22 protein-coding genes, 1 tRNA gene and 2 pseudogenes are annotated in these 21,938 nt (G+C 65.5%); 18 read left to right on the forward strand and 7 right to left on the reverse strand.

What is annotated here, in order from left to right; all coding sequences use genetic code 11:
• Positions 1–13: 13 nt before the first annotated feature.
• From Q8J98_RS10035 to Q8J98_RS10060, 6 genes and pseudogenes are all read left to right on the forward strand, one after another.
• Entirely contained in the window at positions 14–982 is a 969-nt protein-coding gene (locus tag Q8J98_RS10035) for a TAXI family TRAP transporter solute-binding subunit (RefSeq protein ID WP_305294217.1), read from the forward strand.
• A gap of 108 nt (positions 983–1,090) precedes the next feature.
• Entirely contained in the window at positions 1,091–3,736 is a 2,646-nt protein-coding gene (locus Q8J98_RS10040) for a TRAP transporter permease (RefSeq protein ID WP_305294218.1), read from the forward strand.
• A gap of 10 nt (positions 3,737–3,746) precedes the next feature.
• On the forward strand, positions 3,747–4,175 hold the full coding sequence (locus Q8J98_RS10045) for a universal stress protein (RefSeq protein ID WP_305183915.1): 429 nt from the start codon (positions 3,747–3,749) through the stop codon (positions 4,173–4,175).
• A 5-nt stretch (positions 4,176–4,180) separates the two neighbouring features.
• On the forward strand, positions 4,181–5,512 hold the full coding sequence (locus tag Q8J98_RS10050) for an aspartate aminotransferase family protein (RefSeq protein ID WP_305183916.1): 1,332 nt from the start codon (positions 4,181–4,183) through the stop codon (positions 5,510–5,512).
• A 10-nt stretch (positions 5,513–5,522) separates the two neighbouring features.
• Complete coding sequence (locus tag Q8J98_RS10055; protein ID WP_305294219.1) at positions 5,523–6,401, forward strand: 3-keto-5-aminohexanoate cleavage protein; 879 nt, start codon at positions 5,523–5,525, stop codon at positions 6,399–6,401.
• 230 nt (positions 6,402–6,631) lie between these two features.
• Positions 6,632–7,090: pseudogene (locus tag Q8J98_RS10060) on the forward strand (transposase); the annotation flags it as partial.
• A gap of 68 nt (positions 7,091–7,158) precedes the next feature.
• Here the strand turns inward: Q8J98_RS10060 and Q8J98_RS10065 are convergent.
• The gene (locus Q8J98_RS10065) at positions 7,159–7,944 is read right to left on the reverse strand and encodes a sulfite exporter TauE/SafE family protein (RefSeq protein ID WP_305294220.1); all 786 of its coding nucleotides are present in this window, start codon (positions 7,942–7,944) and stop codon (positions 7,159–7,161) included.
• A gap of 99 nt (positions 7,945–8,043) precedes the next feature.
• Here Q8J98_RS10065 and Q8J98_RS10070 point away from each other — a divergent pair, with 99 nt between their 5' ends.
• Both Q8J98_RS10070 and chrA read left to right on the forward strand, forming a co-directional pair.
• Positions 8,044–8,346, forward strand: coding sequence for a PadR family transcriptional regulator (locus Q8J98_RS10070; protein WP_322214990.1), 303 nt, complete (start codon positions 8,044–8,046; stop codon positions 8,344–8,346).
• Positions 8,343–9,560 carry a chromate efflux transporter gene (chrA, locus tag Q8J98_RS10075; RefSeq protein WP_305294222.1) on the forward strand — a complete coding sequence of 406 codons (1,218 nt, stop codon included), beginning with the start codon at positions 8,343–8,345 and terminating at the stop codon, positions 9,558–9,560. Before Q8J98_RS10070 ends, chrA begins: the two co-directional genes overlap by 4 nt.
• A 437-nt stretch (positions 9,561–9,997) precedes the next feature.
• Here chrA and Q8J98_RS10080 read toward each other — a convergent pair whose 3' ends face one another.
• The 4 genes and pseudogenes from Q8J98_RS10080 to Q8J98_RS10095 form a co-directional block, all read right to left on the reverse strand.
• The gene (locus tag Q8J98_RS10080; protein WP_305294223.1) at positions 9,998–10,840 is read right to left on the reverse strand and encodes a fumarylacetoacetate hydrolase family protein; all 843 of its coding nucleotides are present in this window, start codon (positions 10,838–10,840) and stop codon (positions 9,998–10,000) included.
• A gap of 8 nt (positions 10,841–10,848) precedes the next feature.
• Positions 10,849–11,589 (reverse strand): SDR family oxidoreductase, encoded by a 741-nt coding sequence (locus Q8J98_RS10085; protein WP_305294255.1) that lies wholly within the window; start codon positions 11,587–11,589, stop codon positions 10,849–10,851.
• Entirely contained in the window at positions 11,582–11,935 is a 354-nt protein-coding gene (locus tag Q8J98_RS10090; protein ID WP_305294224.1) for an L-rhamnose mutarotase, read from the reverse strand. Before Q8J98_RS10090 ends, Q8J98_RS10085 begins: the two co-directional genes overlap by 8 nt.
• Positions 11,911–12,084 (reverse strand): annotated as a pseudogene (locus Q8J98_RS10095) (altronate dehydratase); the annotation flags it as partial. The gene Q8J98_RS10090 and the pseudogene Q8J98_RS10095, both read right to left, overlap by 25 nt.
• Positions 12,085–12,372: 288 nt before the next feature.
• On the opposite strand from Q8J98_RS10095, the gene hisD reads away from it, so the two are divergent.
• The 10 genes from hisD (at position 12,373) to Q8J98_RS10145 (ending at position 20,121) form a co-directional block, all read left to right on the forward strand.
• Positions 12,373–13,683, forward strand: a complete 1,311-nt coding sequence (gene hisD / locus Q8J98_RS10100) for a histidinol dehydrogenase (protein ID WP_305294225.1) — start codon at positions 12,373–12,375, stop codon at positions 13,681–13,683.
• Positions 13,680–14,168, forward strand: coding sequence for a UPF0262 family protein (locus Q8J98_RS10105; protein WP_305294226.1), 489 nt, complete (start codon positions 13,680–13,682; stop codon positions 14,166–14,168). The genes hisD and Q8J98_RS10105 overlap by 4 nt, the downstream gene beginning before the upstream one ends.
• Positions 14,169–14,171: 3 nt before the next feature.
• Positions 14,172–14,633 carry a low molecular weight phosphatase family protein gene (locus Q8J98_RS10110; protein WP_305185073.1) on the forward strand — a complete coding sequence of 154 codons (462 nt, stop codon included), beginning with the start codon at positions 14,172–14,174 and terminating at the stop codon, positions 14,631–14,633.
• Between the two features lie 112 nt (positions 14,634–14,745).
• A complete protein-coding gene (gene infA / locus Q8J98_RS10115; RefSeq protein ID WP_036636451.1) occupies positions 14,746–14,964 on the forward strand; it encodes a translation initiation factor IF-1 in 219 nt (72 codons plus the stop codon).
• Positions 14,961–15,533 (forward strand): nucleoside triphosphate pyrophosphatase, encoded by a 573-nt coding sequence (locus Q8J98_RS10120; protein WP_305294227.1) that lies wholly within the window; start codon positions 14,961–14,963, stop codon positions 15,531–15,533. Before infA ends, Q8J98_RS10120 begins: the two co-directional genes overlap by 4 nt.
• Positions 15,530–16,576, forward strand: coding sequence for a ribonuclease E/G (locus Q8J98_RS10125; protein WP_305294228.1), 1,047 nt, complete (start codon positions 15,530–15,532; stop codon positions 16,574–16,576). The genes Q8J98_RS10120 and Q8J98_RS10125 overlap by 4 nt, the downstream gene beginning before the upstream one ends.
• Before the next feature lies 1 nt (position 16,577).
• Positions 16,578–16,760, forward strand: a complete 183-nt coding sequence (locus Q8J98_RS10130; protein ID WP_305294229.1) for a DNA gyrase inhibitor YacG — start codon at positions 16,578–16,580, stop codon at positions 16,758–16,760.
• Positions 16,761–16,856: 96 nt separating this feature from the next.
• Positions 16,857–16,932, forward strand: a tRNA-Phe gene (locus tag Q8J98_RS10135).
• Positions 16,933–17,085: 153 nt separating this feature from the next.
• On the forward strand, positions 17,086–18,132 hold the full coding sequence (locus tag Q8J98_RS10140; protein ID WP_305294230.1) for a hypothetical protein: 1,047 nt from the start codon (positions 17,086–17,088) through the stop codon (positions 18,130–18,132).
• Between the two features lie 21 nt (positions 18,133–18,153).
• Positions 18,154–20,121 carry a tripartite tricarboxylate transporter permease gene (locus Q8J98_RS10145; RefSeq protein WP_305294231.1) on the forward strand — a complete coding sequence of 656 codons (1,968 nt, stop codon included), beginning with the start codon at positions 18,154–18,156 and terminating at the stop codon, positions 20,119–20,121.
• On the opposite strand, the gene Q8J98_RS10150 is transcribed toward Q8J98_RS10145, so the two are convergent.
• Both Q8J98_RS10150 and Q8J98_RS10155 read right to left on the reverse strand, forming a co-directional pair.
• A complete protein-coding gene (locus tag Q8J98_RS10150) occupies positions 20,118–21,005 on the reverse strand; it encodes a class I SAM-dependent methyltransferase (RefSeq protein WP_305294233.1) in 888 nt (295 codons plus the stop codon). The genes Q8J98_RS10145 and Q8J98_RS10150 overlap by 4 nt on opposite strands.
• On the reverse strand, positions 21,002–21,853 hold the full coding sequence (locus Q8J98_RS10155) for a glycosyltransferase family 25 protein (RefSeq protein ID WP_305294234.1): 852 nt from the start codon (positions 21,851–21,853) through the stop codon (positions 21,002–21,004). The genes Q8J98_RS10150 and Q8J98_RS10155 overlap by 4 nt, the downstream gene beginning before the upstream one ends.
• Positions 21,854–21,938: the final 85 nt, after the last annotated feature.

The following is a 21,938-nucleotide window of genomic DNA, read 5'->3' on the forward strand; positions in this document are numbered from 1 at the left end:
AGGAGGACATCCCATGAAAATGACCCTGCTTGCGACCGCAGCGGTGCTCGGCCTGGCGCTTTCCGGTGCCGCATCCGCGCAAGAACAGACCTTCATCACCATCGGCACCGGTGGCGTGACCGGCGTCTATTACCCGACCGGCGGCGCAATCTGCCGGATGATGGCCAAGACCCGCGCCGAAACCGGTATCCGCTGCGGCGTCGAATCCACCGGCGGCTCGGTCTACAACGTCAACGCGATCCGTTCGGGCGACCTGGAATTCGGCGTCGCGCAATCGGACGTGCAGTTCAACGCCTACAACGGCGCGGCGGCATTCGCCCAGACCGGTGCCATCAGCGATCTGCGCGCGGTATTCTCGATCCATCCGGAGCCGTTCACCGTGGTGGCGCGCGCCGACAGCGGCATCGTCACCTTTGACGATCTCAAGGGCAAGCGCGTGAACATCGGCAACCCCGGCTCGGGGCAGCGCGAGACGATGGAGGTGGTGCTGGCCGCCAAGGGCTGGACCACCGCCGACTTTGCGATGGCCAGCGAGTTGCAGGCGGGCGAGCAGAGCCAGGCTCTGTGCGACAACAACATCGACGCGATGATCTACACCGTGGGCCACCCGTCGGGTTCGATCCAGGAGGCGACGACGGCCTGCGATTCGGTGCTGGTGAACGTCGTCGGCCCCGAAATCGACCAACTGGTTGCCGATACCCCGTTCTACCGCGTCGCCACCATTCCCGGCGGCATGTATCGCGGCTCCGCCGCAGATGTGACGACCTTCGGCGTGGGTGCCACGTTGGTCACCGGCGCGGCGGTGCCCGATGAGGTGGTCTATCAGCTCGTCAAGTCGGTGTTCAGCGATCTTGACCAGTTCAAGAGACTGCATCCTGCCTTCGCCAACCTCGATCCGGCGCAAATGGCCAATGACGGGCTTTCCGCGCCGCTGCATCCTGGTGCCGAGCGCTACTTCCGCGAAGTCGGCCTGATCAAGTAATGTGATGCGAGTTGGGGGTCTGCGCAGGCAGCCCCCCCCCATGGTTCTTTCGCCGGGCCGCTGCGGATGCCGCTGCGGCCCGGTCGATGGTGAGAGAGGGGCCTGGATATGGCAAACGACGCAGATCCGGTTGGCAGCGAGACCGGGAGGAAGTTCAGCGATGCGGAATTGCAGGATCTTGTCACCAGTTCCGACAGCGGCGCGCGCGCGCCCGCCAGCCGCGCGGTGGCGCTGTTCATCGCCGGAGTGGCGCTGGCCTGGTCGCTTTATCAGCTCTGGATCGCGCAGCCGCAGCTTTGGTTCGGACAATATCTGCCGGTAATGAACTCGTCGCAGACCCGGCCCTTGCATCTGACCTTTGCGGTGCTGCTTGCCTATCTGGCCTATCCGGCCCGCAAATCCTCGCCGCGCGACCGGGTGCCACTGATCGACTGGCTGCTGGCGATCGTTGCGGCGGGCACAGCGTTTTACGTTTTTGCCTTTTCGGCGCGGCTGGCGGTTACTGCCCGGTCCGGGTTGCCGACCGAAGCGCAGGTGATCGTCGGCGCGGTCGGCATCGTTTTGCTGCTTGAAGCGTCGCGGCGCGCGCTGGGCCCCGCGCTGGCGGTGGTGGGTGGCCTGTTCATGGCCTATGCCTGGTTTGGGCGCGGCTGGTTGATCCCCGATCTGATCGAGCACAACGGGCTTTCGTTCAACACCATCGTCAACGCGCAATGGCTCGATACGACAGGCGTTTTCGGCATTCCGCTGGGGGTATCGACAAGTTTCGTGTTCATGTTCGTGCTGTTCGGCGCGCTTCTCGACAAGGCCGGGGCGGGCAATTATTTCATCCAGATAGCTTTTGCCGGGCTGGGCCACCTGCGCGGCGGTCCGGCTAAGGCCGCTGTCGTCGGCTCGGCGATGACCGGGCTGATCTCGGGTTCGTCTATCGCCAATGTGGTGACCACCGGCACCTTCACGATTCCGCTGATGAAGCGCGTGGGCTTCTCTGCCGAAAGGGCCGGCGCGGTCGAAGTGGCAAGTTCGGTCAACGGGCAAATCATGCCGCCGGTGATGGGGGCCGCAGCCTTCCTGATGGTCGAATTCGTCGGCATCCCCTATGTCGATGTGATCAAGCACGCCTTCATTCCGGCGGTGATTTCCTACATTGCGCTGGTCTATATCGTGCATCTGGAGGCGCTGAAGCGCGACATGCCCGCGCTTGGGCAGGCCAAAAGCCTGACGCAGATGTTTTTGAAGATCTTCGCAGGTTTCGTGGCGGCGGCCCTGGGTTTCACGGCGCTGGTTTACGGCGTCGGCGGGCTGCGCGCACTGGCACCCGCGCTGGCCAATGCGCTGGTATTGGGGGCCGTGCTGCTGGCCTATGTCGCGATGGTGCGGGTGGCCGCCGGTCGCGAGGATCTGGCGCTCGATGACCCCCACGCAAAGGTGTTCCATCTGCCCACCGTGGCGCAGGTGTTTCCGACCGGGCTGCACTTCCTGCTGCCGATCCTGGTGCTGGTCTGGTTCTTGATGGTCGAGATGCAGTCGCCTGCGAAATCGGCGTTTTATGCGGTGGCGATGATGCTGGTGATCATCACCACGCAGCGCCCGATGAAGGCGCTGTTTCGCGGGCAGGATGTGGCGGCGGCGCTGCGCCAGGGCTTCGACGACCTGATCCAGGGCATGATCGCGGGGGCGCGCAACATGATCGGCATCGGGGTGGCCACCGCCGCCGCCGGGATCATCGTCGCCACCGTCACCAAGACCCCGATCGGCACCGAGCTTGCGGGCCTTGTCGAGATGCTCTCGGCGGGCAAGCTGTTCCTGATGCTGCTGCTGGTCGGGGTGTTCTCGCTGATCCTCGGCATGGGCCTGCCGACCACGGCAAACTATATCGTGGTCTCGTCGCTGATGGCCGGGGTGGTGGTGACACTCGGGGCGCAACAGGGGCTGATCGTGCCCCTGATCGCGGCGCATCTCTTTGTCTTCTACTTCGGCATCATGGCCGATGTGACGCCGCCGGTGGGGCTGGCCTCGTTTGCCGCCGCTGCGGTTTCGGGGGGCGACCCGATCCGCACCGGCGTCATCGGCTTTGGCTATTCGCTGCGCACCGTGGCGCTGCCGTTCCTGTTCATCTACAATCCTTCGCTGATCCTTTACGGCGTTGATCTGGCCACATGGGGCGGGCTCGTGCAGGCGGTGGCGATTTTCTGCGTTGCGACCTTTGCGATGCTCCTGTTCGCCGCGGCAACCCAGGGCTATTTTTTCGCCCGCTCGCGGCTTTGGGAAAGTGCGGCGCTCCTGCTGGTGGCTTTCACGCTGTTCGTGCCGGGGTTCTGGCTGAACCGGGTGCAGGCACCGTTCCACGAAAGCCCGCCGGTCGAACTGGCCGCCGCGATGGATGCCGCAAATTCCGGCGACCAGATCCGTTTCGTGGTGGCCGGGCCTACCTTCGTACAGGGCAAGACGACGCAAACGACGCTGGTCTATACCGTGGCCGAGAATGCCCCGGAGACAGGGCGCGCGGCGGCGGCAGGGCTGCTGCTCATCCCCGAGGGTACGCGGATGTTCATGGACGAGCCGATGTTCGGCACTCCTTATCAGAAAAAGCTTTCGGGCATCGACTTTTACGCCAGCGAGCGCGCCGAGGTGCTGGCCGTGCTCACCCCGGCCGAGCGGCTGCCAAGGGAGCTGTTCTACATCCCCGCGCTCTTGTTGCTGGGCCTGGTGGTGATGCTGCAACGCCGCCGTCAGACAAAACCGGCATTCTGAGGGGAAGATGATGATCCGATCAATCCTGCTGCCAATCGATCTTTCCGACGACAAGGGCTGGCAAGCCCCGCTTGAGGCGGCGCTTTCGCTGGCGCGGCTCTACACGGCCAAGCTGCATGTGGTGGCGGTGCTGCCTGATTTCGGCATGGCGCAGGTGGGTGCATTCTTTGCCGGGGATTATGAGAAAAAGGCGCTGGCGGCCTTTGGTGTGGCGCTGAATGACTGGCTGCGCGCGCATGTGCCACCCGACGTCGAGGCGCATCCGCACGTTCTGCACGGCTCCATCTATGACGAAGTGCTGCGCGCCGCCGACAAGCTCGCGGTCGATCTGATCGTGATCGGCGCGCACCGGCCAAAACTGAAGGATTATCTGCTCGGGCCGAACGCCGCACGGGTGGTCCGCCATGCCAGCCAGTCCGTCTATGTCGTGAGAGGTTGATCTGCATGACGAACCATATATTCGGCCGGTCAACCAGGGGCGTGCTTCCCGCCGCCGTGGCGGGTGATGGCTGCTATCTGATCGACGCCGCGGGCAAGCGCTACCTTGATGGTTCCGGCGGGGCGGCGGTGTCGTGCCTTGGCCATTCCGACATCGGGGTGCGCGCCGCTCTGCACGCCCAGCTTGACCGGCTGGCCTTCGCGCACACCGGCTTTTTCACTTCGGAACCCGCCGAGGCGCTGGCCGATACGCTGGTGGCGCATGCGCCCGAGGGCCTCGATCGGGTCTATCTGGTTTCGGGCGGGTCCGAGGCGGTCGAGGCGGCGCTGAAACTGGCGCGGCAGTATTTTCTGGAGATCGGCCAACCACAGCGGCACAGGATCATTGCCCGGCGGCAAAGCTACCATGGCAACACGCTGGGGGCGCTGGCCGCTGGCGGCAATGCCTGGCGGCGGGCGCAGTTTGCGCCGCTCTTGGTCGAGGTCAGCCATATCGCGCCTTGCTATGAATACCGCGACCGGGCCGAGGGCGAGACCCCCGAAGCCTACGGCCGGCGCGTTGCCGACGAGCTGGAGGCCGAGATCATGGTGCTTGGCCCCGAAACCGTGATGGCCTTCGTGGCCGAGCCGGTGGTGGGTGCCACGATGGGTGCGGTGCCTGCGGTGCCGGGCTACCTGAAACGCATCCGCGAAATCTGCGACCGCCACGGGGTTTTGCTGATCCTTGACGAGGTGATGTGCGGCATGGGGCGCACCGGCTACCTCTTTGCCTGCGAGGAAGACGGCGTGGTGCCCGACATGATCGCCATCGCCAAGGGGTTGGGTGCGGGCTATCAGCCGATCGGGGCACTTCTGGTGCAGGGGCGCATCTATGGGGCGATTGCGGCAGGCAGCGGCTTCTTTCAGCACGGCCATACCTATATGGGCCACGCGATGGCGGCTACGGCGGGCAATGCGGTGCTTAAGGCGATCTTCGAGCGCGGACTTCTGGAGCGGGTGCGTGCACAGGGGGCCAAGCTTGATGCGGCGCTGCGCGCGGCTTTCGGGCAGCATCCGCATGTTGGTGATATCCGCGGCAGGGGCCTGTTTCGCGGTCTCGAACTGGTAGCAGACCGCGAAACCCGCTCCCCCTTCGACCCAGCGCGCAGGCTGCATGCGACGCTGAAGGCCGAGGCGCTTGAGGCCGGGCTGATCTGCTACCCGATGGGTGGCACCATCGACGGCGCGCGTGGCGATCATGTGCTGCTGGCACCACCCTTCATTATCGCGGATGCCGAGATCGAGGAACTGGTGGGCAAGCTTTCGGCTGCGCTCGGGCGCGCGCTTGCGGCAACATGAAGGGGCTGAAATGACCCTGGGCCGCCTTGCCACCCTGCCGCGCATCATGCTGGCCCCGAACGGCGCGCGGCGCTCCAAGACCGACCATCCGGCCCTGCCGGTGACAATTGCCGAGATCGTCGAAGCGGCGCGGACCAGCCATGCCGCCGGGGCAGGGGCACTGCACGCGCATGTTCGCGACATGACCGGCGCACATGTGCTCGACGCCGGGCTTTATGGCGAACTGATCGCGGAAATGGCGCGCGTGGTGCCCGCGATGCCGGTACAGGTCACCACCGAGGCGGCGGGGCGCTACACCCCCCCGGCGCAGCGCGCACTGCTGGACCGGCTGCGGCCCGAAGGCGTCTCGGTGGCGCTGGCGGAAATGCTGTCTGATGGCGATACCACCGCAGCGCGCCGTTTCTACCACGGTCTGGCCGCGGCGGGCGTGGCGGTGCAGCATATCCTTTATCGCCCCACCGAGGTGCAGGCACTTGCCGCCGAAATCGCCAGGGGCACGATGCCGCGAGCGGGGCTGCAATGCCTGTTCGTGCTCGGTCGCCACAGCGCCGGGCAGGTCTCCGACCCGGCCGATCTGGCGGAATTTGTCACTGCGCTGGCGGGCCTGCCGGAGCCCGCCGACTGGGCCGCCTGCGCCTTCGGTCCGACCGAAACCGCCTGCCTTGCCGCGGCCTTTGCCGCTGGGGGCAAGGCGCGCGTTGGCTTCGAAAACAGCCTCTGGAATGCCGACGGCAGCCTGGCGCGCGACAATGCCGAACGGGTCGCCGAAATTGCCGCGCTGCCAGGCAGCGGGCGCAAGTTGGCGATCAGGCACCGGCTTCGGGCGGGGGAAGTGGGAAACGGCATGAATCCCACCCAAGTTGGTCACACTCCGCATTCAGCCGGGTGACCGAAACAGCTTTCTGCCCTGCGGCTCTTGAAAGATTTGATCTCGGTGCCTTTTTCCCCACCACGCCAGCCGCGCGAAGGCCAGCGGTGGCGGCAAAGCAGCCACCGACCCTATTATTGTGGATGTCGTTTGGCGCTGCTGCACAAATTCCGTGAGGGTTTCACACCATGAACCCAGCGCGGTAGCTGGATCGCATGGGCTCACCCACGCCCCCCCACCAAACCTGAAACTTGCCAACCTGCAACGAAGCGCGCAAGCGGCGCGGCGCGCTGACGATCTGGTTCGACGCCGAGACGATTTGGGAGGCCGCCGACCGGCAAGCGTGGCCGCCAGCCCGACTACGGCGGTGAGGAGGGTCAGAATCAGTCCGCGGGACTGTTTTCCCGACGAACGCGATCCAGAGCTGCCTGACCGTGAAAGGTGAAGGGCACAGGGACGGTTCGGCAAGGCTCTCCGCCAGACGAGCGGCTTCGTCGAGGACCCCTGCGGCTGATCTGCCTTTGGCCGGTCGGTGCCCAAATTCAGCACCCACGGCCGCCGGGCGAAGACCTTGAAGGTCGATATCCCCTCTCGTGGATCGCAGCGGCCATTGCACATGCAGATCGGCAGCACCGAGACCAAGGCCGGAAGGGGAGCGGGAAAGGAACGCTCGAAAGCACGGCGATTGCAGACGCCGGGGCGGGCGCGAGAATAACTAACCGAACCCCGGAAGCATGGGGTATAGCCGGGCTTTTCCGTTTTCGCGCTTTGAAATCCTTCAGATAAGCCCGGTGGCCAGCCCGAGACCAAGCGCGACCATCGTGAGCGCGACGGTGATCTGAACCCCGCGCAGCGTGACCTTGGTCAGGATGCGCGACCCGATGAAGGCCCCGAGAAAGGCGCTGAGGGTGGCGACGCCAACCACCGTCCAGACATCGGGCGTCAGGGCTGCGAAGTTGCGGGCGAGATGCGACAGGCCATAGACGCTCAGCCGTGTGGCATCGACGATCACCGCCGCCACGACCCCGGTCGCGATGAAGGCCTCCTTGGTAAGCCCCGCCTTGATCAGGAAGGCGGTCCGGAACGCGCCCTGATTGCCCGAAAGCCCGCCGAAGAACCCCGAGGTCAGCCCGCCCAGCGGGAGTAACCGCGCCGGGAATTTCAGCCGGGCAAAGGCCGGGGAAAGTTCCAGCAGCGCAAAGATCATGATCAGCGTGCCGATGGCCAGCGGCAGCGCCTCGATCCGGTATTCGTTGCCGAAAGCGGCCCAGGCCGTGATCGTCGGCAGATCGGACAACCGGACCAGAAGCGACGCGCCCAGAATGGCGGCCAGTGCCGCAGGGACCGCAAAGCGCAGGAGCACCCGTGCATCAGCCTTGCGCCCCACGAGCGCCAGCTTGAACAGGTTGTTGGCCAGATGAACCAATGCCGTGGCACCGACGGCCACCTCGACCGGCATCAGTAGGGCGAAGGCCGGCATCAGGATCGTGCCAAGGCCGAAGCCGGAAAACAGCGTGAGCCCGGAGGCGAGGACAGCGATAAGCGCGACGAACAGGATATCCATGATACCGCGCTCTCCGGCAGAGGGGATTGACGGCACAGATACGGGATGATTTATCGAATGTCGATAACGAAAACGGGAGATGACAGCTTGCCCGAGCGTATGGAGCATCATGATCTGCTTGCCGGGCTGGTGCGGTTGCACATCCTGCACCATGCGGCGCAGCACCCGGTCTATGGCCAGTGGATGATCGACGAACTGGCGCGGCACGGCTACCGGCTGTCGCCGGGCACGCTCTATCCGATGCTCTCGAAGCTGGAGCGGGACGGATACCTGACCAGCAAGACCGAACGCGAGGGACGGACGTCGCGCAATTTCTACACGATCACTGAAAAAGGGCGCGAAGGTCTGGCGGTCGCGCGGGTTCGTTTGCGGGAACTGAAGGGCGAGGCAGGGGCGGAATGACGGACACGACCGACGCGGCCGAGGCCAGACCGTCGCAGGGCACTCCGGGCGAGGTCTTTTCTGCCTTCTTCAAGCTCGGCCTGACCTCGTTCGGCGGGCCGATCGCGCATCTGGGCTATTTCCGCGATGAGCTGGTCACGCGCCGCAAATGGCTGAGCGATCGCGCCTACGCCGATCTGGTGGCGCTGTGCCAGTTCCTGCCCGGCCCGGCCTCCTCGCAGGTTGGCTTTGCCATGGGTATGCTGCGCGCGGGCTGGCTCGGGGCGCTTGCGGCCTTCACCGCCTTCACGCTGCCCTCGGCGCTGGTGTTGCTGGTCTTTGCGATGACGGCGGCGTCTATTTCGGGTCCCATAGGAACGGGCACCCTGAACGGCCTGAAGATCGTCGCGGTGGCGATTGTCGCGCAGGCCGTCTGGGGCATGGCCAGGAATCTCTGCCCCGACCGGGAGCGCGCCGCGATTGCTGTCGGCGCGGTGGTCGTGCTGGCGTTTCGGCCGGGCGCTTTCGGGATGGTCGGCGCAATCGTGCTGGGCGCGCTTGCCGGTCTGGCGCTGGGGCGCGGGACGGGTGCGCCGGTTGGCGGGCATGTCACGATGCCGGTATCGCGAAGGGTGGCTGCCGCAGCGCTCGCCGCGTTCTTCGCGGCTCTGTTCCTGCTTCCGCTGATTGCTGGGCAAAGCCAGTCGCTGGCGGTGATCGACAGCTTCTATCGCGCAGGGGCGCTGGTGTTCGGGGGCGGCCATGTCGTCCTGCCACTGTTGCAGGCTGAGGTCGTCGCACCCGGCTGGGTCACGCCGGACCAGTTTCTCGCCGGATACGGCGCGGCGCAGGCGGTGCCGGGTCCGCTCTTCACCTTTGCCGCCTATCTGGGCGCGGTGCAGGAGCCTGAGCCGAACGGCGTGGCAGGGGCGATCATCGCGCTGCTTGCAATGTTCCTGCCCGGCTTCCTGATCCTGATCGGTGTCCTGCCGTTCTGGGACCGGTTCCGCGCCATGGCACGAGCGCAGTCGCTGATGCAGGGCGCGAACGCCGCTGTTGTCGGCATCCTCGGTGCGGCGCTCTATTCGCCGGTGTTCACCAGCGCCGTTGGGGACTTGCGTGACTTCGCGCTGGCGCTCGGCTGCTTCGTCCTGCTGATGGCGTGGAAGGCCCCGCCCTGGGTAGTAGTCATCGTTGCGGCGGTCGGCGGAGTGGGGCTGGCATTCACGGGGTGACTGCGGATCTGGCGGGGTTGTGATGCCCCGAGGCCGCGCCAACTGGTTTCGGCTGTCCGGAAACCTGGCGCTTCGATTGCACCTGGTCGAACAGGCCGCGGCCGAAAGCCCCGACATGCCAGGCAAGGCGCTTCGTTCCGTTCTCCTTGCCGCTGTGCCCTGCCATCCCGCCGCAGCGCGCGCGCTGCCGGACGTCGATGCTCGGGTGGCGGTCGAAGGGGTGCAGATTTCGCCGGGTCGATACATAACCCCCGAAAACATCCCCGAAAACAACGGAAAAATTCGGCCAAGCCGGATCGGGGCGAACGCTTTCACGCGGGCAAGTGGCGGAGGGTATGGGGCAGGGGTCAGGCCGTTGCTGGCATGGCCGGTTTGGTTTCGCCATGCGCGCCGCTTTTGGTCGCTGCCGCATCACGCGACGCGGCATCAAGCTGCGCTCAATCGGCGATCACTTCCTGCCGCTGCTGGCCGAGCCCCTCGATACCCAGTTCGATCACGTCGCCCGCCTTCAGATAGCGCGGTGGCTTCTGGCCCAGCCCCACGCCGGGCGGGGTGCCGGTCGAAATCACGTCACCAGGGTGCAGCGTCATGAACTGGCTCAGGTAGCTGACCAGATGGGCCACGCCATAGACCATCGTCCGGGTAGAACCGTTCTGCATGGTCTGACCGCTGACCTTCAGCCACATCGCCAGGTCCTGCGGATCGGCCACTGCGTCGCGGGTCACCAGCCAAGGTCCAAGCGGGCCAAAGTTGTCGCAGCTTTTGCCCTTGGTCCACTGGCCCGCGCGCTCAATCTGAAAGGCACGTTCCGAGACGTCATTGGTCACGGCAAAGCCCGCGACATGGGACATCGCCTCGGCCTCCGTCACATATTTGGCCTTGGTGCCGATGATGACAGCCAGTTCCACCTCCCAGTCGGTCTTTTCCGATCCACGCGGGATGATCACCGGGTCGTTGGGACCACAAATGGCCGAGGTGGCTTTCATGAAGATCACCGGTTCGGGCGGTACGGCCATGCCGCTTTCGGCGGCGTGGTCCGCGTAATTCAGGCCGATGCAGATGAACTTGCCGGTGCCGCCGACGCAAGGCCCCAGCCGCGTTTGGGCAGAGACCACCGGCAGGTCCGCCGGGTTGGCAGCGCGGATTGCCGCGAGCCCCGTGTCCGACAGGACCGCGCCAGCGATATCGGGAACCACCCCCGACAGATCGCGGATCGTGCCATCGTCATGCATCAAGCCGGGTTTTTCGGCCCCGGCCGGGCCATGGCGCAGAAGTTTCATGGGTTTCCTCAGGTATTGGACCAGCCGCCGTCGATCACATGGGCAACGCCCGTGGTATAGGACGACTCGTCGGATGCAAGATAAACCGCCAGCGCCGCAATCTCTTCGGGCCGACCGATGCGGCCGATAGGCTGGCGGGCGATGAATGCCATGCGCGCGGCCGCGTAATCGCCGGTGGCGCGCAGCCGATCCTCAAGCGAGGCGCTTTCGACCGTGCCGGGGCAGATGGCGTTGGCCCGCACACCGCGGGTGATGAAATCGGCGGCAATCGCCTTGGTCAGCCCGATCACCCCCGCCTTGGTTGCGCCATAGACAAAGCGGTTGGGTGCCGCGATCACCGACGAGGCGACCGAGGCCATGTTGATGATCGACCCGCCGCCCCGGGCCAGCATGCCGGGCAGAAAGGCGCGGCACATCCGGTACTTCGCGGTCAGGTTCAGATCGAACGAAAAGGCCCATTGATCCTCGTCACATTCGAGGATCGTGCCATTGGCCACGAAGCCCGCGCAGTTGAACAGCACGTCAACCGGACCAGCCGCCGCGACAGCGGCCGCGATCGCGGCCGGGTCGCGCACGTTGAGGGGCATTGTCTCGAGCCCCTCGGCACCAAGGCTTTCCGGCACCGCCGGGTTGACATCGGTGGCAATGACATGCGCCCCCGCGCGCGCCATGGCCAATGCCGAGGCCCGGCCTATTCCCTGCCCTGCCGCCGTCACCAGCGCGTGCTTGCCTGCAAGCCTGTCAGTAATGGTGAAACACCTCCTCCATCATCGCCCACCAATCCCCGGCGGCGCGGCTTTCCAGTGGGATCTGGCAGGGATCGGTCAGCTTCCACCAGCTCTGCGTCACCGGATCGGCGGCGATCGCGGCCATGTCGGCGGCGTAATTCTGCCCGTGATATTCCCATTTGCCAAACAGGATATTCTCGGGTTCGCGCAGGAAGATCGTATAGTTGCGGATATTGGCGGCGGAAATCCGCGCCAGCACGCCCGGCCAAACCTCTGTGTGCAGCGCCTTGTATTCCGCCACTTTTTCCGGCCTTAGCCCGATCATCATCGCCATCCGCCGCATCACATCACCGCGCCGATCTGCCACGGCACGAACTCTGCCCCGCCAAAACCGAGTGCCTCCGACTTCGTGACCTCGCCCGAGGCGACGCGGATGAACTGTTCGAACATCTCGCGGCCCTTTTCTTCCAGCGTGACGCCTTCCAGAATGTCGCCGGTGTTCAGGTCCATATCGTCTAGAGGTGGCTGCGGTTGGTCTGAACAGGTTCCGGTAGGCAACGCCCGCACTCAGCTTTGGGATGCAAGACCCCCGCCGGGTTCGCGCTGCATCTGGCCGACGCAATCGCCCCCCCGCTGCACGAGATTACCGCTCCTCGCTCCGGGCGATTGCTCGACCCGCGCCGGCCGGGCTCCGGTCGTGGCTTGAGAAAGTTCAGTGGCAGGTCAGAAGCGCCTTGCTGCGTTGCGGCGCTTGCGGGGCGGGCGCGAAGGCCTTAATCGGGGAGTGCAAGCAGGGAGCGCCCGATGCCGCAGTATCTTTCCACGCTCGAGCCAGGGTTCGAGGCCCGTTTTCTGGCGCTTCTGGGGATGAAGCGCGAGGACGCGCCCGATGTCGACGCGGCCGTGGCGGCAATCATTGCAGAGGTGCGCGCGCGCGGCGACGCGGCGGTGCTGGACCTGACCGAGCGCTTTGACCGGTTGCGCCTGACCCCGGCGACGCTCGCCTTTTCGCCTGCCGAGATTGCCGCCGAGGTGGCCAAGGTCTCGGCCGCGGACCGGGATGCACTGGAACTGGCCGCAGAGCGGATCCGCGCCTATCACGCCCGCCAGATGCCCGCCGATGCGCTCTGGACCGATGCGGTGGGGGCCGAACTGGGATGGCGCTTCACCCCGGTTGCGGCGGCCGGGCTTTATGTGCCCGGTGGGCTGGCAAGCTACCCGTCATCGGTGCTGATGAACGCGATTCCGGCGCGGGTGGCGGGGGTGGAGCGGCTGGTCATCGCCTGCCCGACGCCGGGCGGGGTGGTGAACCCGCTGGTGCTGGCGGCAGCCAAGATTGCCGGGGTCGATACCGTTTACCGGATCGGCGGCGCGCAGGCGATTGCGGCGCTCGCCTACGGCACCGCGACGATTGCGGCGGTGGACAAGATCACCGGGCCGGGCAACGCCTATGTGGCAGCGGCAAAGCGGCGGGTTTTCGGCAAGGTCGGCATCGACATGATCGCCGGGCCTTCGGAGATTCTGGTCATCGCCGATGCTGCGAATGACCCCGACTGGATCGCGCTCGACCTCTTGAGCCAGGCCGAGCACGATGAAAGCGCGCAGGCGATCCTCATCACCGACGACGCGGATTTCGGGCAGGCTGTCACCGCGGCGGTCGAGCGGCACCTGCAAACGCTGGAGCGGCGGGCGATTGCCGGGGCAAGCTGGCGCGATTATGGCGCGGTGATCGTGGTGCGCGATCTGAACGAGGCGGCGGCGCTCAGCGACCGTATCGCGCCCGAGCATCTGGAGCTTTGCGTGGCAGACCCCGAGGCGCTGGCCGCGAGGGTGCGGCACGCGGGTGCGATATTCCTTGGGGCCTACACGCCCGAGGCAATTGGCGATTATGTCGGCGGGCCGAACCATGTGCTGCCCACGGCGCGGTCGGCACGGTTTTCATCGGGCCTTTCGGTATTCGACTTTCTCAAGCGCACCACGCTGGCGCGGATGACCCCTGCGGCGCTAGCCGCAATCGGCCCTGCCGCGGCGCGGTTGGCGCGGTCGGAAAGCCTTGAGGCGCACGGGCTGAGCGTTCTGGCACGGCTTCAGAGGCTGAACGGGGAGCCGGGATGACACCGACCAACTGCATCTGCCGGATCGAGATCGACGACCAGGGCCTGCCGCCACCGACGCCGCAAATCGCGCAGGAGCGCAAGGTGGCGATATTCGATCTGCTCGAGGAGAACAGTTTCTCCTTGCCGGGTCGCGGTGGTGCTGCGGCACCTACGGGGCCGTTTTGCCTTGGTCTGGCGATCCGCGAAGGCCGCCTGGTGGTGGAAGCCTCAAATGAGGCGGGCGAGCGGCTGGCCGAGTTTCACCTTTCGCTCGGGCCCTTTCGACAAGTGGTCAAGGACTATTTTCAGATCTGCGAGAGCTATTTTGATGCGGTGAAGCGGCTGCCGCCAAGCCAGATCGAGGCCATCGACATGGCACGGCGCGGCATTCACAACGAAGGTGCCGAGGTGCTGATCGAGCGGCTTGCGGGCAAGGCCGAACTTGACCGGGCGACCGCACGGCGACTGTTCACGCTGATCTGCGTTCTGGCACCGGGAGCCTGAGCCTTGGGCAAGCTGCCGCACTCGGTGCTGTTTTGCTGCGACCACAATTCGACGCGCTCGCCGATGGCCGAGGGCATCATGAAAAAACTCTACGGCAAGGCGGTCTATGTTCAGTCCGTCGGGGTGAAGAACGAGCTGGAGACCGACGGCTTTGCCATTTCCGTATGCCAGGAAATCGGGGTGGAGCTTGGCCGCCACCGGGTGCGCTCGTTCGACGAGATGCAGGATTGGGGCGACGACCTTTCGGGCTTTGATCTGGTGGTTGCGCTGTCGCCTGCCAGTCAGCGGCGGGCGCTGGAACTGACGCGGTTCTTTCACCTCGATGTCGAATACTGGCCGATCCTCGATCCGACCGGGCTGGGCGAGGGGCGCGAGGCCAAACTTGCCGCCTACCGCAAGACCCGTGACCAGATCCTGGCGCGGATGGTCGAGCGCTTCGGCGCGCCGCCCGATGCTTCGGCCTGAAGCCAGACCGGCAATTGCCCGCACCTGCCAGTTATGCCTTGAAAAACCTGCGCGCCCGGCGCATTTAGGGCGCGCCCGCGGCTTTGGCGGGCTGGATCTTACCGGAGTGACCATGGCCAAGGAAGAAATGCTCGAATTCCCCGGCGTCGTGAAGGAACTCCTGCCGAACGCGACGTTTCGGGTCGAGCTTGAAAACGGCCATGAAATCATCGCGCATATGGCGGGAAAGATGCGCAAGAACCGCATCCGCGTGCTGGCGGGCGACAAGGTGCAGGTGGAAATGAACACCTACGATCTGTCAAAGGGCCGCATCAACTACCGTTTCAAGTGAAACTGGTTCTCGGCTCTGCCAGCCCGCGCCGCGCGGAACTTCTGGCGCAGCTGGGCATTGTGCCCGATGCGTTCCGCACCCCTGACATTGACGAGACATCTCGGCGCGGTGAAACCCCGCGCGCCTATGTGCTGCGCATTGCGCGCGCCAAGGCCGCGGCGGTACCGCTGGCCGAGGGCGAGGTGCTGCTGTGCGCCGATACCACGGTGGCGGTAGGTCGGCGCATTCTGGGCAAGCCTTCGGATGCGGGCGAGGCGGCCGAGTTTCTCTGGGCGCTTTCCGGCCGACGGCACCATGTGCTGACCGCCGTGGTGGTGCGCCGTGGCGCGCGGTTGTGGGAGCGGGTGGTAGATACCACGGTGAAATTCAAGCCGCTGTCGAACCCGGAAGTGAACGCCTACCTTGCCAGCGGCGAATGGCATGGCAAGGCCGGGGCTTACGGCATTCAGGGCCGTGCCGGGGCGTTCATTCCGTGGCTGCAAGGCTCGTTCTCGGCGGTCGTCGGCTTGCCGCTTGCCGAAACCGTGAACCTGTTGCGGGCGGCGGGCTACCCGGTGGAGGGTGCATGAAGGGGCGCGTGGTCATTCTGGGTGTGCTGCGTGGCCGCGAGGCGGCGGCGCTGCTGGTGGACGGGCGGCTGGAAGATCTGCTGATCGATCCGGGCGCGGCGGTGCCACTTGCGCCCGGCGCGATACTCCGCGGGGTGGTGGACCGGCAGATGAAAGGCCAGGGCGGGGTGTTCCTGCGCCTGCCCGGTGGCGAGAAAGGCTTTTTGCGCGAAACCGGGGGGCTCGCGCCGGGGCAAGCGGTGCTGGTGCAGGTCTCGGCGGGTGCCGAGCCCGGCAAGGCGGTGCCGGTGAGCGCGCGGCTTTTGTTCAAAAGCCGCTACGCGATCATCACCCCGGATGTACCCGGCCTCAACGTTTCGCGCCGCATCTGCGAGGCCGAAACCCGGGCGCGGCTTGCCGAAATAGCGGCGGCGGCGATGGCGGGCAGCACCGCGGGGCTGATCCTGCGATCGGCCTGTGAGGCGGCCGAGGCAGAGGAAATTGCCGCCGACATTGCCCAGATGCGGGCGCTTGCCGAGGCGGTGCTGGCCGACCTGGAGGGCGAGCCGGAGCTGTTGTTCGACGCCCCCGGCCCGCATGAGGAAGCCTGGCGCGACTGGGCCGAACCTGCACCCGACGAGGTGGCCGACGCCCCCGGCGCAATGGAGGCGCATGGCGTGGAGGCAGCGCTCGCAGCGCTTCTGACCCCGCGCGTGGCTCTGCCGATCGGGGCGCATATGCAGATCGAGCCGACCCGCGCTCTGGTTGCGGTCGATGTCAATACCGGCTCCGACCATTCGCCCGCCGCGGCCCTCAAAGCCAATATTGCCGCGGCCCGCGAATTGCCGCGCCAGTTGCGCCTGCGCGGGCTTGGCGGCCAGATCACCATCGATTTCGCGCCGATGGCCAAGAAAGACCGCGCCACGCTGGAACAGCAATTGCGCGCCGCGTTCAAGGGGGAGGCGGCCGAAACCAGCCTTGCAGGCTGGACCCCGCTTGGCAATTTCGAGCTGAGCCGCAAGCGTGACCGCGTGCCACTGGCGGCTATTCTGGGGGGCGCGTGAAATGGATGACTGCCCGATCTGCGGCAAGCCTGCTGTGGTGGCCTACAAACCCTTCTGCTCGCGCCGCTGCGCCGACGTGGACCTCGGGCGCTGGCTGACCGGGTCTTACGCGATCCCCGGCGAAGCGGTTGATGACGAGAACCCGCCGCCCGCCGACGCCGACCCCGAAGCGCCCGTGCACTGACCCGGGCGCGGGCAACTTTTGCCCGAAAGCCTCTGGACAGGCCCGGCCCGCTCGTCTAGGAAACGCGCACCCGAAGCGCCCTGCGCCTCGCATGGTGCCCAGATAGCTCAGTTGGTAGAGCAGCGGACTGAAAATCCGCGTGTCGCTGGTTCGATTCCGGCTCTGGGCACCACTTCCCCCCCCCCTTGAGCGGCAAGATGCGGCGCGCGGACAGCGGCAGCCGGGTTTCGGTTTCGCGGCAAGCGCTGCGTTTGAGGCTTGCAACCCAGGGGACCGGATGCGAGCTTTCTCCGGGCTAACCGGATCACTGACACAGGAGCTGATCTTGCGCATTTTCAATCTCATGGCCTCTGCCGCGATGCTTGCAACTCTGGCTGCGCAATCGGGATCTGCGCAAACTCCAGCAACGGCGGAATGCGCCGAACTGTTCCGGGGCCAGCGGATCACCATCATCGTGCCGAACGCGCCGGGCGGCGGGTACGACCTTTACGCGCGCAGCATTGCCCCGGTTCTGGAACAAGCGAGCGGCAGCAGTGTGCGCATTTCCTATAACAGCGGCGGTGGCGGGCGGGCGGCGCTGGTATCGGTGGCCGAGGCCGGTGCCGATGAGTTGGTGATGCTGATCGACAGCACCATCGATGTGCTTTCGATGCTGGCACTTGGCGACAACGCGTTGAGCTATGGTTCGGTCCGGATTCTGGGCGTCATGCATACCGACCCCGACGCGTGGATCGGCCGCGCTGGCATTGACCTCGGTTCACCCGAGACGCGGGAGTTGGTGGCATCCGCCAGTTCCGCCGAAGCGAACTTCGCCGGCATCAACCTTGCGGCATTGGCCATGCGGCTCCAAGCGCGCGTTGTATCGGGCTATTCGGGGTCGGCAGATACTACTGCCGCGGTGATGCGGGGCGAGACAGATTTTGCGCCGGCATCCTTGACGACAGCCAGAAAGACCGCCGCATCGAGCGACCTCGAAATCCTGATGGTGCTTTCAGAGGGCGCATATCCGGCGGTTCCCGACGCGCCGTACCTCGCGGGCGAAGGCGGTATAGTCTGGCAGCGCAGCGCCTCCCTACCCGAGGCTGAACGTGCCGAATTGCAGGCGCTGGCGCGACAGGCGGTCAACCTGTCAACCGGGTCGAGGGCGCTCTTTGCTTCGGCTTCCTTGCGCCCTGCGGCGTTTGCCTGTCTTGCCGCCGCAACCGAAACCACGCTCATGAGCGACGCTTTCCGGCAGGCCGCCGAAGCGGTCGGGCGCCCGGTAAGCCCGATGACCGCCAGGGACGCCGAAGCGCTCGTGGTCCGCACCATTGCCGCCCTTGCCGAAGCCGCACCGCTATTTGACCAGTTCAGGGCCGAGATGAAACCCTGAGAAGGTGAGCGGGAAAAGCGATTGGGAGACCTGATTTCACCCCTCGGCCTCGGGATATTCAATGTCCTGTCCTGGCCAAACATCCTGATCCCGGTTCTGGGCACGATACTGGCAATGATCCCGTCGTTTTTGCCAGGGATCGGCGGGGCGAGCGTTGCGGCGGTTGCAATTGCAGCAACGCTGACATGGGACCCGGTTTCGGTGCTGCTGCTGTTTGGCGCGCTTACGGGCGGGGCCACATTCATGGGCTCGATCACCGCGATCCTGTTCAATATTCCGGGAAATGCCTCCAGCGCGGCGGTGTTGCTCGATGGCTATCCAATGGCGCGCGGGGGGCGTGCCCGCACGGCAATCGCATGTGCGGCCACCGCGTCGGCGCTGGGATCGGTTTTCGGGGTGCTGGTGCTGATCGCAATTCTGCCATTCGTTCAACCATTGCTGCTGCAGTTCGGCCCGCTTGAGAAGTTCCTTCTGGGGGTTTGGGGGCTCTCGACGATCATCGCCGTGCCCAGCAATTCGCCGATCCGGGCCGTTGCGGTGACCCTGCTCGGGCTGATCCTTGCGATGGTCGGCGCAGACCCGGAAACGAGCCGCCCGCGCTGGACCTTCGGCAACTTCGAGCTGTTCGATGGGTTCAACACGGTGGCGATGTTTCTGGGCTTTTTCACGCTTGCCGAAATCATTTCCTGGCGGCGCAGCTATGAGGTGAAGGCCATAGCGCCGGGGCCGGAGGCGGGCGATTCCACGCGGCAAGGTGTGCTGGCGGTGTTTCGCCACTGGGGTCTCACTATCCGCTCGGCGGTGATCGGAACATTGGTCGGCGTGATCCCTGGCGTCGGCGGAACGGTGGCGAGTTTTGTGGCCTATGGCCACGCGGTGCAGAGTGCTGGCGACCGGAGCCGGTTTGGCAAAGGTGATATCCGTGGCGTGATTGCCCCCGAGGCGGCGGTGGACGCCAAGGATGGCGGGTCGTTGCTGCCGGTTCTGGCGCTTGGATTGCCGGGCAGCGAGGGCGGGGTGATCTTGCTCACAGTGCTCGGCATTCATGGATTCGTGCCCGGTACGCCGATGCTTACAACCGACCTGTCGTTCACCTACACGCTCATATTCGCGCTGCTCCTGTCGAACATCCTGACCTCGCTTCTGGGTGTGGCGCTGGCGCCATCGCTTGCCCGGCTTACCCGGTTGCGGATCGACCGGGTGGCTCTGCCGATGCTGGTTGCAAGTCTGGTGACGGTGGTTCAACTGAACGGGCTGCTCGTTGATCTTTATGCAGCGGTTGGCTTCGGAATGCTTGGGTATTTCTTCAAGCAGTTCGGTTGGCCCCGCGTGCCATTCGTGATTGCCTTTGTTCTGGGCGGTTTCATCGAGAGCAACCTCAATCTTTCGCTGCAATTGTTCAGTTACGGCAGGATTGCCCCGCAAGAGCGGCCTGCGGCCTGGGTGATCGCGGCGATCATTCTGCTTTCGGTCTGGTGGATGTCGCGGCGTTTCAGCGTACGCGCAAAGCGGCCTGCGCCAAGCCTTTCCGAGCCTGCCTTCGCGGTGCCGCTGCTGGCGGCTGCCGGGGTGTTCGCGTTGGTAAGCCTGCGCGGCGGGGCGGCCTATTCGGGCTATGCACAGCTCATCGTCTGGTCGGGGGTTGTCGTGCTTGGCGTGATCGCGCTCGCTGGCAGCCGGTCGTTCTTGCGCAGCCGAGAGACGGGCGCGCCGACCGAACCGCCCATCATTGCGAAGGCGCACAGGCTTCCGCTGCTGCTGCTGGGGCTTCAGCCGGTGGCGGTCTGGTTGCTCGGCCCGCCGATCGCAATTGCTGCGATGGTCGGTGTCTGGCTCTCGGCAGGGTCGCAGGGCAGGCCCGGCAGGCTTCTGATTGCCGCTCTGGTTGCCGCGGCGACGGGCCTGGCGGTGGCGAAGTATCTGGACCAGATCGCAATGCTGCGGTTGCCGCGCCCGGCTTTCTTCGCTTTGCTTGCCGGGATTTTCTAGCGCGGCGGCATGCGCTCGGCGAGGATTGCCGCCTGCGGAGTTTCGCGCGATTGGCCGGCGATGAAGATCGGCGAACTGGTCGCCGCCGCCTGCGGCCGCGACAGCGAAATGAGGTTGAACCCGGCATTTGCCAGCAGCACGAGAAATTCGGCCTCGGGTGTCGGCGCATGCGCGAAGCTATTGGACCAGAAATCCGCCCCCGCCGCGCCGATGGCGCGCGCAAGCGGGTCCGGGTAGCCGCGCGCGCGCGCGGCGCTTTCCAGCAGGGCGCGATTTTCCTTGATGGGTTGGGGGTCATGCTTGCGGCGGCCCACGTCGAGGCGTTGATGCGCGATCAGCAACCCGCCCGGCCGCAGCGCGCGCGCCAGCGCGTCGATCATTGCCTGCCGCGCGGGCACCGGCAGAAAGTTGAGAAAGCTGTGCATGACCACGGCATCGACCGGGCGGCATGTGAGCGCGGATATATCGCAACGGTGCAGCTCGAAGCGCATGCCCAGATGGCGCGCGAAAAGCCGGTTCTGCTCGATCGTTGTTGCGCAGCGATCGGCCAGAACGATCTCGGGCTCGATCTCCTGCGCGCGAAGCGCGTTCAGCACCAGCGCGACAAGCCCGGTGTCGGCGGCCCCTGCCAGCAGCACGCGGCACCGCCCGCCAGAGGCCGCGCGGTGAAGGCCATCGGCAATGAACGCCCCGCCTGCGGGCAGCGCGCTGTTCTTGGTCAGCAGGCGGATCATGCTCCAGGCGCGATGGTAGGGGCCGCAGCCATGATCGGGCTCGCAGAGCGTGTCGGCCCAGTCGAAAGCAAAGCGCGCAAGCCTTTCCAGTGGCTCGTCGGTTGCGGGCGTGGCGGCCTGCGACGTCTCGTCGGGCGGCGAAGTGGTCATGCCTTGGCACGCTCAGCCGACTTGTGGCTGGTATTTTCCGCCAGCTGTTTTCGCTGCGGCCAGATCATGCCGTGGCGGGCAAGATAGAGGAACCTGCGCAGATAATTCGTAGCCCTGAGACAGTAGTGATAAAGCCGTTTGTGCCGCGAAAACTTGAAATGGCGGTAGGGCAGGGCCCCGGTTATCAGACTTTCGAGGGACCGGTCGGGATGGCTTGGAAACGGTTCCATCCCGAGCAGGCGGAAATCATGCGCGAAAAAGCGGCCCAACTCGTGGTCGGTGGGGCGGGTGATCGGCAGCATTTTCTGCAATAGCTGCTCTGCCGTCGCACGGTTGATCAGATAGGCGCTGGTACCGGTAGTTGGCCCGAGATAGGCATTGAGCGCATAGCGGCCGACAAAGCCTTGCCGGATCGGCAGCGCAGCCATGCCCCGGCTGAGTTTCAGAACATCCCAAAGCGGACGGACCTGAAGTGCAAGCGTCACCGCCTCGCAGAAATCGTCGTGCAGAACCGCGTCATCCTCGATCACCAGCGCCACAGGCTTGTCGGTCGCAAGAAATGCGCGCCAGACTTGAAGATGCGAGAGATAGCAGCCGATCCCGCCCCAAAGGATGCGTCGGCCGGTGTTGCGCATAAAGGCGGCTTCATCGACATGCTGCGCGATTCCGGCCGCCTCAGCGTTGCCGTCGACTCCGTCAATAATGGAGTAGGTTATCCCGGTCGCATCAAGCTGGCCCTGCATGGTCTCGCGCCGCGCAATCGCACGCGGCAGATTGATCAGCCAGACCGCAAGGCAATCATCAAACAGCCCTTGCGCCTCCGGTTGCAGGCGTGGATCGCGCGCCATCCCGAGTTTCCCCACTGTCTGCCGCTATTCGTTGCGGCGAAGCCCTTGTCAGTTTCTTCTTACGAAAAGCCGACCGGCTGCACCA

The sequence above is a fragment of the Phaeovulum sp. genome (genome assembly GCF_030684035.1).
Taxonomy (GTDB): Bacteria; Pseudomonadota; Alphaproteobacteria; order Rhodobacterales; family Rhodobacteraceae; genus UBA6213.